This window comes from Leptolyngbya sp. Heron Island J (assembly GCF_000482245.1).
Classification (GTDB): domain Bacteria; phylum Cyanobacteriota; class Cyanobacteriia; order Phormidesmidales; family Phormidesmidaceae; genus Leptothoe.
Genome location: NZ_AWNH01000071.1, coordinates 86,671 through 102,341 on the forward strand (window position 1 = coordinate 86,671; position 15,671 = coordinate 102,341).

General features: G+C 44.5%; 15 protein-coding genes. 12 read left to right on the forward strand and 3 right to left on the reverse strand.

Features of this window, described 5'->3' with window-relative positions; genetic code table 11:
• The first annotated feature begins 4 nt into the window (after window positions 1-4).
• The 5 genes from N836_RS59670 (at window position 5) to N836_RS59685 (ending at window position 5,012) form a co-directional block, all read left to right on the forward strand.
• Window positions 5-1,519 carry an NADH-quinone oxidoreductase subunit M gene (locus N836_RS59670; RefSeq protein WP_023074384.1) on the forward strand — a complete coding sequence of 505 codons (1,515 nt, stop codon included), beginning with the start codon at window positions 5-7 and terminating at the stop codon, window positions 1,517-1,519.
• A 72-nt stretch (window positions 1,520-1,591) separates the two neighbouring features.
• Window positions 1,592-2,878, forward strand: a complete 1,287-nt coding sequence (locus tag N836_RS59675; RefSeq protein WP_023074385.1) for a CO2 hydration protein — start codon at window positions 1,592-1,594, stop codon at window positions 2,876-2,878.
• A gap of 82 nt (window positions 2,879-2,960) precedes the next feature.
• On the forward strand, window positions 2,961-3,362 hold the full coding sequence (locus N836_RS59680; protein ID WP_023074386.1) for a fasciclin domain-containing protein: 402 nt from the start codon (window positions 2,961-2,963) through the stop codon (window positions 3,360-3,362).
• A gap of 361 nt (window positions 3,363-3,723) precedes the next feature.
• Window positions 3,724-3,882, forward strand: a complete 159-nt coding sequence (locus N836_RS76645; RefSeq protein ID WP_023074387.1) for a hypothetical protein — start codon at window positions 3,724-3,726, stop codon at window positions 3,880-3,882.
• Between the two features lie 68 nt (window positions 3,883-3,950).
• Window positions 3,951-5,012, forward strand: coding sequence for a bifunctional riboflavin kinase/FAD synthetase (locus N836_RS59685; RefSeq protein ID WP_023074388.1), 1,062 nt, complete (start codon window positions 3,951-3,953; stop codon window positions 5,010-5,012).
• Here the strand turns inward: N836_RS59685 and N836_RS59690 are convergent.
• Window positions 4,995-5,882, reverse strand: a complete 888-nt coding sequence (locus N836_RS59690) for an AEC family transporter (RefSeq protein WP_023074389.1) — start codon at window positions 5,880-5,882, stop codon at window positions 4,995-4,997. The genes N836_RS59685 and N836_RS59690 overlap by 18 nt on opposite strands.
• Before the next feature lie 154 nt (window positions 5,883-6,036).
• On the opposite strand from N836_RS59690, the gene N836_RS59695 reads away from it, so the two are divergent.
• Both N836_RS59695 and N836_RS59700 read left to right on the forward strand, forming a co-directional pair.
• Window positions 6,037-6,741: a queuosine precursor transporter gene (locus N836_RS59695; protein WP_023074390.1), complete on the forward strand. Its 705-nt coding sequence runs from the start codon at window positions 6,037-6,039 to the stop codon at window positions 6,739-6,741.
• 40 nt (window positions 6,742-6,781) lie between these two features.
• On the forward strand, window positions 6,782-7,618 hold the full coding sequence (locus N836_RS59700; protein WP_023074391.1) for an AraC family transcriptional regulator: 837 nt from the start codon (window positions 6,782-6,784) through the stop codon (window positions 7,616-7,618).
• A gap of 56 nt (window positions 7,619-7,674) precedes the next feature.
• Here the strand turns inward: N836_RS59700 and N836_RS59705 are convergent, their stop codons facing one another.
• Complete coding sequence (locus N836_RS59705; protein ID WP_023074392.1) at window positions 7,675-8,721, reverse strand: hypothetical protein; 1,047 nt, start codon at window positions 8,719-8,721, stop codon at window positions 7,675-7,677.
• A gap of 1,031 nt (window positions 8,722-9,752) precedes the next feature.
• Here N836_RS59705 and N836_RS59710 point away from each other — a divergent pair.
• The 5 genes from N836_RS59710 (at window position 9,753) to N836_RS59730 (ending at window position 14,786) form a co-directional block, all read left to right on the forward strand.
• Entirely contained in the window at window positions 9,753-10,667 is a 915-nt protein-coding gene (locus N836_RS59710) for a LysR family transcriptional regulator (protein WP_023074393.1), read from the forward strand.
• Between the two features lie 461 nt (window positions 10,668-11,128).
• A complete protein-coding gene (locus tag N836_RS59715) occupies window positions 11,129-12,550 on the forward strand; it encodes a sensor histidine kinase (protein WP_023074394.1) in 1,422 nt (473 codons plus the stop codon).
• Window positions 12,551-12,591: 41 nt separating this feature from the next.
• Window positions 12,592-13,254 carry a response regulator gene (locus tag N836_RS59720; RefSeq protein WP_023074395.1) on the forward strand — a complete coding sequence of 221 codons (663 nt, stop codon included), beginning with the start codon at window positions 12,592-12,594 and terminating at the stop codon, window positions 13,252-13,254.
• Window positions 13,255-13,633: 379 nt separating this feature from the next.
• Window positions 13,634-14,311, forward strand: coding sequence for a response regulator transcription factor (locus tag N836_RS59725; RefSeq protein WP_023074396.1), 678 nt, complete (start codon window positions 13,634-13,636; stop codon window positions 14,309-14,311).
• An 85-nt stretch (window positions 14,312-14,396) separates the two neighbouring features.
• A complete protein-coding gene (locus tag N836_RS59730; RefSeq protein ID WP_023074397.1) occupies window positions 14,397-14,786 on the forward strand; it encodes a response regulator transcription factor in 390 nt (129 codons plus the stop codon).
• 233 nt (window positions 14,787-15,019) lie between these two features.
• Here N836_RS59730 and N836_RS59735 read toward each other — a convergent pair whose 3' ends face one another.
• Window positions 15,020-15,514, reverse strand: coding sequence for a hypothetical protein (locus tag N836_RS59735; protein ID WP_152532213.1), 495 nt, complete (start codon window positions 15,512-15,514; stop codon window positions 15,020-15,022).
• Window positions 15,515-15,671 lie beyond the last annotated feature (157 nt).

Here is a 15,671-nt window from a genome sequence, read left to right on the forward strand (position 1 = left end):
AGCCATGATGTTAACTCTGTTGATGGGGCTGCCAATTCTAGGAGCCCTGGTGTTAAGTCTTTTTCCACCGGCTAAGGCGAAGTTGGTGGCTTTAGTGGGCTCAGGGGTTACTTTGCTGTTGACCCTATTGCTGTTTAGTCGGTTTGATTTAAGCAACAGCGGGTTCCAAATGGTGGAGTCTTTGCCCTGGCTACCGACACTGGGGTTGAACTATGAGCTGGGCTTGGATGGATTGGGGCTGCTGATGGTGGCCCTAAATACCTTGCTGACCTGGATCGCGATTTATAGCGCTCGACCTGAGCTAGAGCGTCCGCGACTGTTCTACAGTTTGATGCTAATTACCAGCGCTGTGATTTCAGGCGCGTTTCTGGCTCAGAACTTTCTTTTATTCTTTCTTTTCTACGAAGCCTGTTTAATTCCCCTGTATTTGTTGATTAACATTTGGGGGGGTGAAAAGCGGAGTTATGCGGCCACCAAGTTTCTCATTTATACAGCTATTTCAGGAGCGTTGATCCTGTTCAGTGGCTTCGGTTTGTTATGGCTGGGTGGTGCTGACAACTTTAGCTATGCTGCCTTGTCTCAAACTGACTTGTCTGCACGCTTGCAGGTATTGCTGCTGATTCCCTTGGCGATTGGGTTTGGCATCAAAGTACCAATGGTACCCTTGCATACCTGGCTACCAGATACTTATGTGGCTGCATCCACACCAGTGGCGATTTTGTTAGGTGGTGTGCTGGCAAAACTAGGGACCTATGGTTTGTTGCGGTTTGGTCTGAGTTTGTTGCCTAAAGGTTGGACAGTGATTGCCCCCTGGATTGCGGCCTGGGCAGCGGTTACCATCATCTACTGCGCTTTTTTGGCCATTGTGCAACAGGATATCAAGCGTATGGTGGCCTACAGTTCTGTTAGTCACATGGGCTATATCCTACTGGGTAGCGCAGCGGCTAGTAGTCTCAGCATCTCGGGGTGTATTGCTCATATGATTGCCCATGGTTTAGTCCTGGCAATTTTATTTCACCTAATTGGCGTCATCGAGGCGAAGGTGGGCAGTCGAGACTTGGACAAGCTCAATGGCTTGATGAATCCGGTTCGGGGGTTGCCTTTTGTCAGCGCTACGCTGTTGCTAGGTGCCATGGCCAGTGCTGGTATCCCAGGCTTGGTTAACTTTGCGGCTGAGTTTGCTGTTTTCCAGGGGAGCTTTCGTGTATTTCCGTTGCAAACCCTGATTGGGATTGTGGGCACGGGGCTCACGGCGGTTTATTTTGTCATCTTGCTTAATCGCACCTGTTTTGGTCGCTTAGATAATGAGCGAGCTTATTTTCCAAAAGTCTCTTTCAATGAGAAAGCACCGGCTCTGGTGTTAGCTGTGCTGATAGTTGTGCTGGGCCTCCAACCCAATCTACTCATGCGTTGGAGTGAGCCCACTGATGTGAAGTCGGTTGCGATCGCGCCGATGCAGCAGGTGCAACTACAACCGCTTAAGATGGGCAGCCGTGTACTGAATAAAACCTCATCCTAACCGGCTAGTTGGGGTGACTAATTCTCATCCAAGATTCTACTTGTTTCCGTATTTTTGCTTTCTTAAATACCCATGGCAACCACTACTACTATAAAGCTCCCCCCTTCTACCCATATCCATGCTGATGTCATTCATCGGCTGGAGGCTGGCGGCTCGATGCTACCAGATACCCCAGAAAATCTGATGCAGATTATTGGTATCTACAAAGCCTATGCCGTCCCCATGGACTTTTACTGGCGAGATTTGTTGTATATCGGTGAACGAGTATTTTTACAGCCGCTGCCATTCTTTAAGTACTTTATCTCGCAAGAATATCTAGATCGCCAAAATACCTACTCTGGCGACCAATCGCCTCTGAGGATTTGGCGGGGACGAGGTGAGGCTCATCCAGAACTATTAGAGTTCATGGAGAAAGGGGAGACTAGTCGTTTGCCTCGATTGCTGCACCATCTGAATCATGATCGCGTCAACATGGAGTTCGCGGAAGCCTGCATGCGGGCAATGTTTTGGCATACGGATATTAATCCTAGATTTAACGAATATCTATATAGTGAGCCTTACAAGGAGGCGGCAGATCGGGCGATTAAGGCCTATTTCAAAGGCAATCCAGCTATGTTGGCTCTCTACAAAGTCTTTCCTGACCTATTCCTAGAACAGGTTCGACAAATGTCTTACTACGCCAACCTGGGATTGTTTTGGGAAGTCATGGCTCCGGTATTCTTTGAGATGTCGGATATCTATGATGAGGGTGGATTTAAGGGCGTGCCCGATGCCATGAATTTCTTGGTTAATGGTATTTTTGCTGTAGCTGGTCGCCCTATTTATCACCATGTCTATGTTGGTGATGAGTGCATTGAGGTGATTCCTAAATCAGTTGGTTTCACCTGGCTCTATGAAGCTGCTCTACCCTATGTGGAAGCGGTATTTTATCGCACGGCCCCCTTTCGCGGCACCAAGTCCTATGATGCTCAGTTGCATCAGGTGCCCAGTGAACAGCCAGACTTCCACTATGGCATTCTCTATGCGGATGTCTTTCCGGTGGGCAGCGCGGGTATTCCACCCACCTTGCTGATGCAGGATATGTTGCACTTCTTGCCCCCTTACCTCCAAGACTATTACAAAGAGCACTGTCGCGGAGAAGACGACCAGTTAATTCAGTTAGGCATTACGTTTCAACGGTCGATGTATAACGTGACATCGGCGGTAATTCAGGCGTTACGAACGGCATTGCTCTATCCCCTTGATGATCCCAATCCGGAGCATCTGATGGCTAACCGTCAATTTTTTGAAGCTCAGATGGATCGGCTGACGCGGCCAGAAGCGCGGCTACGTCAGATTCAAACCCCAAGCTATCGATGAAAATTGTTGTAGGGGTGTTCCATGGAACACCCCTACAACGACCACGATAAATTATTACACGTCCCTAAATTGTGCTTGAATCATGCCAACGATTGTCGACATAGCCGTTAATACACCGGGATTTGAAACGCTAGTGGCGGCTGTACAGGCGGCTGATTTGGTGGAGACTTTGCAGGGGGAAGGCCCCTTCACCGTTTTTGCACCCAACGATGATGCTTTTGCTAAGCTGCCTCCCAACACGGTGAACAACTTGGTGCAAAATCCTCCGCAGCTTGGTCGTATTCTCTGCTATCACGTGGTTGCTGGCACCTGGGATTCTGCCCAGCTGCGTCAGGTTGATCAGGTGGTCTCGGTAGAGGGGTCGCCAATACCGATACGTAGCCACAGTCCTCTGGAAGTAAAAAATGCGACTGTTCTCGCTGAAGATATTGAAGCGAGCAATGGCATCATTCATGTGATTGATACTGTTATTTTGATGGGCTAACCAGCATTATTTGTCGATTCGGCCATAAGAGGGGCATAAAAAATATCAAATGTGCTGCTGAAACTTTTTAATCCCTCTAACTTTTTGGGATTTTGCGTTCGATTCTCCTTAAATATGCAATCAGGGTGGTATGGCTAAGTCATGCTTTGCAGACATCCTCCTAGAGGCTTCCTAGAGGCCTATTTGTGCTTGAACTACAAATGAAGAAATATCTCGGTTAAAAGCTTTAAATAATCCTTCAGGGTGAAGATAAAAGAGAGCTGTATGGGTTTTCTAGAATAGTTAGAAATACAGCAGTTTCAGATACGCATAGTTTTCACACACCGCGTAATACACACTTTTCTTCAGGAGATAGTTAATCATGGGTAATAAGATTTTGCAGGACCTTGATCCATTTTTTTGGATGGTTGCTGTACTAGTGGGTGGTATCACGATCGTCGATGTCGCCAATGTACAGATGGTGAGCCCCTACAATGACTTTGTTCAGGCGATGACTGAACCGGTGGAGCAGGCTCAATAAAATCCTTTAATCAGGCTTGCTGCGATCATCCCGCGCTATGCTCTAATTTTCATGTAAAAATGTAAAGCGTGTGGATTACTTCATCTCCTACGTCAGCGAAAAAGCTGACTAAAATTGCTCTTGGTAACTTTGACGGTGTGCATCTTGGCCACCAGCAGGTTATTGAGCCTGTTTTAACCCATAAGGGTGGCCTGCCATCTTTGGTTTTGGCTGAAGATATGTGTCTGCAGGCTGCTGAGGCGTCCGGCTATAGTCATTTGCCAGGAATCCTTTCCATAGACCGAGCAGAGATACTGTCGTCTGAATTTTCTGAATGGACGTCGGTAGTAACCTTTTTCCCCCACCCTCGGGAATTTTTCTCAGGGCAATCGCGTCAGTTGCTAACGCCCTTGGCAGAAAAGAGTCGGCAGCTGGCCTGTTTGGGGGTGGATCAACTGGTGCTGTTGCCGTTTAATGCAGAATTGGCCAATCTGGATGCGGCTGTGTTTGTGGAGCAGATATTACTTCAAGAGCTGCAGGCTACCCATATTAGTGTGGGTAGCGATTTTCATTTTGGGAAAAACCGTGGGGGTAATGCAGAGTTGCTGTATGCGATCGCAACCCGCCATCACATCCCCGTCACCATTGTGCCCCTCAAAAATGATGTCGAGGGTCGTATTAGCAGTTCCCGCATTCGTCAGGCCCTGACTGATGGTGAGCTAGATAAAGCCAATCGACTTTTGGGGCGGTCCTACACCCTCACCGGTGTGGTCACCCCAGGTAAACAGTTAGGGCGTACTATTGGTTTTCCAACGGCTAATCTGAAGCTGCCCGGTGATAAATTTATTCCTCGACAAGGCGTTTACAGCGTCAAGGCCCGTGGTGTCCTATCGGAGCATAAACCCATTTTAGGGGTAATGAATATTGGCAACCGCCCTACCGTTGCAGGCCAAGACTTGAGTGTGGAGGTGCATTTGTTTGACTGGAGTGGTGATTTATATGGAGAGACTTTGACAGTTAGTTTAGAGAGCTTTATTCGTCCAGAACAAAAGTTTGATTCTTTAGATGCCTTAAAAGAGCAAATTTCTCGGGATTGTCACATTGCTCAGGAGACTCTCAAATCAGTAACCAAATTAGCTGCTGAGCCATAATACGATGGGTAGCGTGCCCAGGCTAAGCAGTGTTGATACCACAATTGTTCTGGCGACTCGCACCGTGTCGCCCCCCAGTTCAGTGACCCAGATCAGGGAATTAACGGCTACGGGCATGGCGGCTTGTAAGATAACAACTTGGCGATCAATGTCACTGAGGCCGACTAAATTGGCAACATTAAAAGCTAGTAGCGGTGATACGATCAGCCGTAAACCTGCACCCATGAGCTCATAGCGACCGAAGACAAAGGGGGTTTCTGAGAGTTGAATGCCTAGCATCAGCAGGGCAACTGGAATTGCCCCCTCGCTGAGGAGAGTAACCCCGCGTTCAATGGGAAGAGGGAGCGTAGTATGGGTGCTTTGTAAGGTTATGCCTGCGATCGCAGCCCACAATACTGGTAGACAGGCCGTATAGCGCAAGCCTTTGAGAATGCCTTCCCCTTTGAGCACAATGGGAAAGACACTGGCGGTCATCAGGCTAGAGCCCACAAGATATACGATAGCTCGTTCTAGGCCTGCTTCCCCCAGGGAAAACAGGACAAAGGGAAGACCCATATTACCGACGTTGGCAAAGATTGTTGTGGCAATTAAACTCTTTTTTTGATCGGATGAGAATTTAAAGAATCCGCCCAGAATAATGGCCAGTAAATAGAGGAGGGATGTATGGAGAATAAAAGCGGTGAGGATGGCGATCGCATTTCCTAATGCCAGGGTGGTTTGAGCCAGGCTGTGGAGGACTAGAGCTGGCACTAATGCATAAATGCTGAGTCGGGCTAGGGTTTGGCGCTCCAGTGCAAAGCGATAACCCACCCAAACCCCCACCAATGCCACCAGCGCAATGGGCAGCACGGCTGAAATTAAAATTTCCATAGCCAAAAATCAAAACCCTGAGTATCCTAACGCAGCTTCTCAGGCTGCTGGCCACTGGGAAATTGGCGAGATAGTCAGGCGCTAGCTGCCCATCAAATCCCCTGGTATCCTTAACTGATGGATTTTATCTAAATCACTGATCCCAATAACGAAAATGGCTAACCCAATCCCCAGGCGTGGCTTTCGACACCTAGATACTATTACGGCACTATTTGTGACTGTGTTGTTGATTTCCAATGTAGCGTCGACCAAGATTGTCGATTTTGGCTTTTTCACCTTTGATGGGGGTACCTTACTGTTTCCCCTGAGCTACATTTTTGGGGATATTCTGACTGAGGTGTATGGGTATGCCCGTTCCCGTAAGGTAATTTGGACCGGGTTTATGGCGGCCCTGATTATGTCGGTCACCTTTATTGTGGTCGGAGCACTGCCTGCTGCGACTGATTGGCCATACCAGGAAGCGTATGATCAAATTCTGGGGCTGACGCCACGAATTGTCATGGCTAGCCTGATTGCCTACATGGTTGGGGAGTTTTCTAATTCGTTTATCTTAGCCAAGCTGAAGGTTGCTACCCGTGGGCGACAGCTTTGGATGCGAACGATTTCATCTACCCTGGTGGGTCAGGTGCTGGATACGGGGCTGTTTATTGCGATCGCATTCTGGGGACTTTTCCCGCCTGGTTTAATGGTGACCCTGATCCTATCTAACTATGTTTTCAAGTGTGGAGTAGAAATTTTCTTTACCCCCATCACCTACGTTTTGACCCATTGGCTAAAGCGCCAAGAAAACGAAGACTTTTACGACCGCCATACCAACTTTAATCCGTTTCATCTATTGGCTGGCCCCACGTCCCGATAACCTGATGGTTCCGCTTTAGATCCTGTGAGCTATGTTGTCTATGAATCGCCGAACCGTCCCTCAAGAACGCGTTAAATTTTGGCGTGATTCAGCGCTGCGTGGCTTAGAAATGCTTCACGCCACCTACATTACCTACGCCTTTGCTCGACATGCCCATGAAGGATTTGGCATTGCCATTGTCGAGTCAGGAGCCATGGAGTTTGACTATCGCGGTGCGAGTCATATTGCCCCAGCCGGGAGTGTAGTGATTACTCAACCAGGTGAAATGCATACAGGGCAAGCCGTCTTAGAAACCGGCTGGACCTATCGTACACTTTTGCCAGCAACCGACTGGCTACAGCAGGCAGCAGCAGAGTTGAGCGAACGCTCAGGCACAATTCCGTATTTTTCATCTCCGGTTATTCACGATCGATGTTTAAATCAACAGCTGATCAGCCTACATCGCGTCCTCGAAACGTCCCCTTCATCCCTGGAGAGAGAATCTCGTTTTCTGTGGGAAATGGCCCAACTCATTCACGGCTATGCTAGCAATCGCCCCATTACCAAAGCAGTTGGCCAAGAAAACAACGCTGTACAGCAAGTACGAGACTATCTGACTAGCCACTATACCTGCAATATTTCCCTGGATGAGTTAGCAACACTTGTAAATCTGAGCCCATTTCGCTTGCTGCGAGTATTTAGAAAACAAGTTGGCTTACCCCCCCATGCTTACCTCAACCATGTCCGGGTCCAACGCGCTAAACGACTGTTAGCTACAGGGCATCCCATAGCTGAAACAGCATTAGCCACAGGTTTTGCCGATCAAAGCCACCTACATCGCCACTTTAAAAAAATGCTGGGTGTTACACCAGGGCAATATGTCCGAGGTTGTCACTAGAGCAATAGGAATTAGGTTGTAGCCTATGTCTTAAATCAACGTATCTCCATGCAGGCTCACTTACGCATAAAAGCGTTAATCATGCCTTGAGCGTATGGACGAACTCTGTTCTTTTCATCGGTTTCTAACCTACTTAGGATTTCATTTATCAACAAAACAGTACCGTCAGCAGTCATGTCCCATGGAATTTTCAAAGTGCTGTTGACTATTGCACAAAGTGTCAGTAACTCTTGCTCGATCAAGATAAAATTTCCTTCGAGTAGGCTGATCCACAGGTAAACCTGGAACATATCAAAGTCTCGTATGGAAGAATGCCGGGTGGCTGGATGCTCTATTGCACCTCTGTTGCCGTAGTAAATTGGGAAAACATGCTTCCATTTGTTGTATGTTGCGACTGAAATCTCTCTTGTGCTTGGCAATAGGCGTTCGACAAGCTTAAATAGTGGAGAATTAGAGGAATGATCTGCTGCAGCTGAACACATACGCTGCCAGGGTAATGCTACTTGTTCCTCAAGAAAATTAAAATAGCAGTTGAGAAAAACTTGCTCTACAGGGTCGAGCCGTTCAAGCAATATAGCGTTACTCAGAGTAATCTGAGTGGTGATAAATCCTGCGGATTGCCAGTTCTTGGCATGACTGTGCCAATCTTGAAGTTCTTTCAAAAATGGACTTAAGGCAGTAACGACTTCGCCAATTGTTGGTATCCCCCAAATTGCTAAAGAGGAATCTAGTAGTAAATTTTCTTGGTTTTTCTGAGAGGATGATACAACTGATGTTGTTTCTTGATAAATTTCGAGCAAGCGCTCATAAATGCGACTGGTTATTTTGGCTAGATTAGCAGTCTCTTTAAAGTATGAAGCACCGTGATGAGAGTAAAGGTCTCTTGTTCTAACAGCGGCAAGACTACATGCTTGATCAATCACTGGTTGTTTCAATTTGTGTGCTGTATAGGTACGTCCTTGCTTCGACACCGTATTCAGCAATTGCCTATGATGGTAAAAGTCTTCTGGCAGCGTAGTGAGATTAGGAAAATATCGTCCAACCCACATGTTTACAAGGCATTTGACGGTGTCAGCTTCAGAGGGATCCAAAATTTTTAGCATAAAAGTATATTTAAGTTCGAGATATCAAAAGCATTTACTAACTCGATGTCAGTTAGCTTTATTTGCTATAGATAATGTCAAATCAGCTACTTCAATGATATAGAAGATGATCTCTGCTATGTCTCTTTGTCTAAATTCATGACTGATTCAGTTTAGTTGAAGACTGAAAAATATTGCAGAATTCAAAAGCTAAATTAGCTAATAAGAAAAAACATTCATGCTTTTTATCTCTTCAGTCTTCAAGACTATTGTCAGAGACTAATGGTTTAAACTGAACTATTATCCTAATTTATTAAAAAAACCGCCTATTAGTACAGACCTTAGTCGTATTAGATCAAAAGCATTCCAATATTTCTAAGTAGTAATAGCTTTTATATCATGTATAAATATACAGCCTCATTTGCTTGATTCTACATACTGAAAACTACGTCCTTAACCTTTTAATACTTATTATTTTTTAGTTCTTGCACTCTTCAGATCAGACAAGGTATCCATAATTTAATCTATTATTAACTGGAGAAAAATCTCATTAGACATCAAATTGTTTAAATAAGCGTCAAATCTTTGAGACTTACCTAAGTACATAAACCTATTATTGATTATTGTTTTTATAGGGTAATAGACATAGTTATGGAAAATAAATTTGTCAACCAAGACTTAGATCTAGGATTTATTGCAATTTATACATCTGTCTTATGATGTAAGAAAATATTAGTCAAATAAAAATATAAATGCTTTCAATTTTAGAAGTTGAACTGTGATAGGTTAATGTAACGAAATATTGCCTGATTCTATTTGTAGGTGCCTATTCATGAATTTATTGTGAATTCGTAGCATAATCAGTCTGTACAATAACGTCCAAATATATCGTCGTACATGCATAAATAAGATCGTAATGACTTGCCAAACAAACGCTATCGATATCTCATATTTATATGATTGATTTCTGGGTTTATATCCACATGTTCAATCTGTTGAATAAATAGAGTTGATGGCTGGTATTTGCTTCGTCGATTTGGACTCCTCCTTCTATGGTGATTGATTACTCAAGTCTTCGAAAATTAGATCTTAATCTGCTACTTGCTCTTAATGTTCTGATTGAGGAAGTGAGTGTTACCAGGGCAGCAGAAAAGCTCAATATGAGTCAATCTGCCATGAGCTATGCGCTAAAACGACTACGCTTACTTCTGGATGATCCTATTTTGATCCGCTCGTCTCGGGATATGGCAACGACTCCCTACGCTCGTGAAATCAGCGTTTCAGTGCGTAGAATCTTGACGGATATTCAAAGCAATTTGCTCGAAAAGAAAACTGTTGGCTCTAGTGAGAATTTCCAGGATTTTCGAATTGCATCTAGTGATTATGTTGAATCTATCCTGGGTAAGACTTTTTTGGAAAATCTTGCTAGTCAAAACGGTACTATGCGAGTCAAAATTAGTGATGTCAATCGTGCTGCAGTTTTAGGCTCTCTAGATGATGGCAGTATTGACTTACTCATTGATGTTAATCTGCAGCATAAAAATTGGCATCTGAAGCAAGAGCTATATCGTGAAGAACTAGTGTGTGTAGTTCATCACGATACTGATGTTGCTGAGACTATGCTTGAGCAGTATCTTCAAAGATGTCACATTCTAGTACCTGTGCAAGACGGGTTTGATACATTAATAGATGATTTCTTGGTGAGACAACAGTTGACTCAGAACATAATTTGGTCAACACCTCATTTTATGGCACTTTCTTTTTTGACAACTAATTCCGACTATGTTGCCTTGTTGCCTAAACGTATGGCTCAAAAATGCGCACGTTTGTTAGGACTGAAGATTTTATCGTCACCTTTTGAGGGGCCAGAGTTTCCAATTTTCATGTTTTGGCATCAGCGTAATGATAATCAAACCCATCACCGATGGCTGCGTAACCAGCTAATGGAAATAGCTCAGTCTCTTTAGTGGTAGTTGAGCGGTGGGTAACTGCATCTTTCTGCTTTGATAAGATGCGTACAGGAACTACCTGAGAATGGCCTGAGTACTCCATACATAATTGGCGACCATAGTGACCGATGTGGTCAAAAAGCTTTCTGTGTATTTTCTAGGCGGAGTAAAACCAGCGCAAATCCGATTGCTGGACCCATTTGCGCTGGCTGCCTCGGCAGTGACCACTATCCCAAAGCGAACTGCCGGTTCTAAATATGTATTAAAGCAATGATATGTAAGCAGGTCTTAAGATAAATGTGAGTTTGTTCTTATCAACCTAAGAAAACATTTAATTTCCTTAATAAGGGCCAGTTAGGTGGAGTATAACAACATATATACCCCAGAAATGGGTGAATGACGTTAAAAGGTGTCGAACTCGACCATTGGACTTATCTTTTCTAAGAAAACGTCTATTTGCACCATTGTATGCCAGCTTTATGGTGTTGATTCTCCTGCTCTTAGCCCAGGATCTGTTGGGGCTTGTAGTGGGTATTTCTAAACAGCAGACGACCGATGACATTAACCAGGCGTTTCAGATTAAACGTGAAAGCGAGCGGTTATTGAGATCGGCACTCGAAGAAAAAGTTGCGTTGCGTGGATACTTACTAACCGAAAATAAAAGGTTTATAGATCAATATCAAGCAGGACGTGAGACATTTGAATTAAGCTTGGAGCAACTATCGCAATTGTTAGCGAAAAATAGCTCACAGCAAGAGACGTTAGCTAATATTGAAACCTTTCATGCCGAATGGCTTCGTAAATTTGCTCAACCTATTCTAAATGGTACCTTTGATGAGACAATTTTAGATGCTGAGGAAAGTTCCCTAGATACTCTGCGAGAAGCAGTTGATCGTATTTTAACTTACGAGCAATCTATTATTCTCAAACAAAATGAGCGAATAAAGCGGTTAGATCGGCTGATTGTTTTAGGAGTAGGTCTCAATATTATTGGTATTGCCCTCATTGTTGTGGGTGGCAGTCTCAACTTTATTTTGCTACAACAACGTGTACTTATCCCATTGCAACAGTTAATTGAGGTCGGTCATAAGTGGCATGGCGGTCAATTAGAGAGAAGGATACACCACACATCAGAAGATGTGATGGGTCAGCTAGCGACTACACTTAATCGCATGGCAGCGGATATCGCTGTTCGGCAAGCGCGTATCCAAAAGCGAAATCAGCAGCTAGAAGATCTGATTAGTACCCTTTCCCATGATTTACGCACGCCCCTGCTGGCTAATCGGATGACGTTCAATGCGATGCTTAATGGTGCTTTTGGCTCGCTTAATGAGAATCTTCTCGATGTCTTAAGAGACTATTGTGAAGGTAATGAGAATTTAATCAAATTGGTGGAAACGCTGTTGGATATCAGTCGCTATGAAGCGGGGGGTAGTCAGTTGCTCAATCGTGAACCCTTGCATTGGACTAAATTGTGTGAGCGTGTGCTCACATGGATTCAAACTAGCACTGAGGGTAAATGTGATTTCAAGACACATATTGCTTCTGACTTACCGACGGTGTACGGGGATGCTATTGAAATTCAGAGAGTGCTGCAAAATTTAGTAGATAATGCCGTACGTGTTAGTGATTTTGGAAAAACGGTTTTAATTAAGGTCTTATCACCCGATCGCAAAAACGTACAGGTGGCTGTTTGTGATCAAGGCCCAGGTCTCAATGCCCAGGAGAGTAGTCAAGTGTTTTATCGGTTTTCTCAAGCGACGGGACGTCAGGGCCGAGCCGGGTTAGGGTTATACTTATGCCGTCAAATTATTGAAGCTCACGGAGGTAAAATCTGGGTGGATAACCATCAGGCTCCTGGGGCTACATTTTGGTTTAGTTTGCCGACGCATGATGGTTAAATTTGCGTTTGCGCTAGCATAAAGGTTGGTGTGTGAACTGTATGTCAGAGTCCGTCACTCCCATTCGTATTCTTTTGGCAGAAGACCATGCTCTTATGCGACGTGGATTAGTTGGCCAATTTAGTCTGGAACCTGATTTTGAAGTAGTGGGTGAAGCTGAAAATGGGCAACAGGCTATTGACCTTGCTACTCAGCTACAGCCAAATATTGTTTTAATGGATATTGAGATGCCTGTTTTAGATGGTATTTCTGCTACGCAATCTATTAAAGCGTTGGAAACTGAGATTCGAGTGCTGGCCTTGAGCGCCTTTGGCAAAGATAACCAGGTTGTCGGTATGTTAGCGGCTGGTGCTGATGGGTACTGTCTCAAGAGTATTGACTGGCAACAGCTGGTGGCTGCCTTACGCTTGATTCAGGGGGGAGGAACGTATTTAGATCCCCAAATTGCTCACAAGCTAGCATCAATGTTGAAAGCAAACGCAACCATAGCGTCATCTCAACTTCAATCATCATCTACTCTGACAGAACGTGAACGCGAGGTTTTACAGTTAATTAGCGAGGGGGCTTCTAACCAGGACATTGCTAACCAACTCTACCTATCGTTAGGCACAATTAAATCTTATGTCCGTAACATTCTGAGTAAACTGAGCGTTCATGATCGTGTGCAGGCTGCTGCTAAGGCTGTTCGTGAAGGTTTGATTTGAATTAGTCAATGATGCTTGATGATATTCCTAACTAGTCAACTGGATACTGTCAGTTGGTGGTCGAAAAATAGCCGATAGGTAGTATTGGTAATGGTTCTATTTTAGCCATACTAGCTAAAGACTAAAATAATACTTCTAATTATGTGGCTGCATTGTGTCGAATATTGGCTTCATATCACTAGCTCAGTTTCTTGTTGGTACTAATTGGAATTGTTGGGCAGAATGTCAGCTCAATATGGCCACGAAATCACTACTTTATTCTAAAAAACTGTTTAGTAATGTCTTACTATTTATGGGTTTAATAAATGCTTTAGTTTGCTAATGATGAAGGGTGGCAGTCTGTACGCCTTTTATTTCCCCTCGTTGTGTATTTCTTCCTATGAGCCGTATTGTAATTGTTGAAGACGCGCTGCGTGTAGCAGAGTTTATTGAGAAGGGACTGCGTGCTAATGGCTTCTCTACAACGATCATTGATAATGGTGACGATGCGATCGCAGTTTCCCTAAATCAAGACTTTGACCTGATGATTCTCGATTTAGGACTACCCCAAATGAGTGGTTTGACCGTGCTTGAACGGCTGCGGGGGCAGGGAATTGTCATGCCAATCATTATTCTCTCGGCGCGTCATGAAGTTGATGATAAAGTTACCAGTTTTGAGCTAGGTGCTGACGATTATCTGACCAAACCATTTCGCTTTGAGGAGCTGCTGATGCGAATCCGCGCTCGTTTACGAGAGACCGTTAGCTATCAGCCTGCCCCAGCTATTCCTTATACGATGAGTTTTCGCGAGATCGAACTCAATCTGCGTTCCCGTGAAGTTCGAGTAGGCGATCGGATGATTAAAATTTCAACCAAAGAATTTATTTTGCTTGAAACTTTTATTCGGCATGCAGGGCAAATATTAAGTCGTGAACAATTGCTCGATCATGTTTGGGGGTATGACTATGATCCGGGTTCAAATATTGTTGATGTCTATGTTGGCTACTTGCGCAAAAAACTGGGCCGTACTTTTATTGAAACCGTGAGAGGTATGGGCTACCGTCTGAAAAATGAGTGATCTCTCATTTCGCTATCATTCAGGCTTTAACATTCGTTCCCATACTTACAAACAGCACTTTGTGAACGAACGGTAGCTTTGAGACATGGCTAAAATACTGCTTGTGGATGATGAACCTCGGATTGTTGCATTTTTAGAAAAGGGGCTAAAACGGCAGCATCATGATGCTGAGTCAGCTTTTGATGGTCGTCAGGCACTGGATAAGGTGCTTGCTGATAACTTTGACCTTGTTCTTTTGGACTTGGGGCTACCTAAAATTGATGGCTTTGATGTACTCACAGGGCTACGTAGAACTAACCAGTCAATCCCAGTCATGATTATTACTGCGCGGGGTGAGGCAGATTGTGCTCGAGCCATTGCACTCGGCGCGGATGACTGCCTCCATAAGCCTTTTCGATTTGGTGAATTGTTGCCTAGGATCAAACGCCTCTTAGGTGAAAACCCTCATAATTCCCCAGAATCAAAGGCGTCTTGATATTTAAACAGTTCTCTGAGGCCAGCTTTGTTCCGTTATCTCAGGAGGATTAAAAACGATATTGCTAATGTGCTCTGGTTACACCATGCCCACTGGCTGCTTCAGGATTTGTCCCAACGGGTGAATGTCTAACCTATTCAGGATAGAGCTGCTAGCTGTGAATCATGGGACTCGGGTAAAGGGCTGAAGGCCTTGCAGTGTGTTGCCGTGCTAGCTGTCCTTGGTAGCTAACCCTAAGTCAGTAGCCAGGCTTTTGCTTGTTGAGTATTAGAGAAGATTTGTACATTCCAGCCCCTGTTTTGACTGACTAGCTGATAAAAACCAATCATTTCGTCATTCTCTTGATTCAGATTGATTAACGCCAGTCGAACGGGACGATTACCCCCCATGCGTTCACAAAGCTCAGGCATGTCGTAGATAAATACAATAGATACTCTAAGAGTTGCGGCTGTAAAATTACTAATGGCATAGGATGCTGCATATTTTGCTGCGATCGCACAACTTTCCAGCATTTGTGCCTGCATGTCTGCTTCGTTAATAATTCCCTTAAAGATTGTTTCAACAGCGTTGAATTCGGAATTATACCTAACTGAGAAGGGCATCATCTTTTTCTCACTAAGCCTTGTAGAATCATCGTTCGCAGATAGCTGTATGCCAGTGAATGCGTCTCCTTGTCGGTATCTATGGTTATCATTGATGTAATATGCAGGAATGACCAACGGGGTCATACTACTGGTTGCAGTATCTCTTGTTTCTTCACAATGGTCTCCAGCCCTTGGAATCATCCAAAAGGGCAGTAAAAATTCTCCTTATGGGGTCAAATAGGGTGAGCATTTTTTGATCTGCTGTCTAGGACATATTGATGGATGTGACACTCGTGTACAT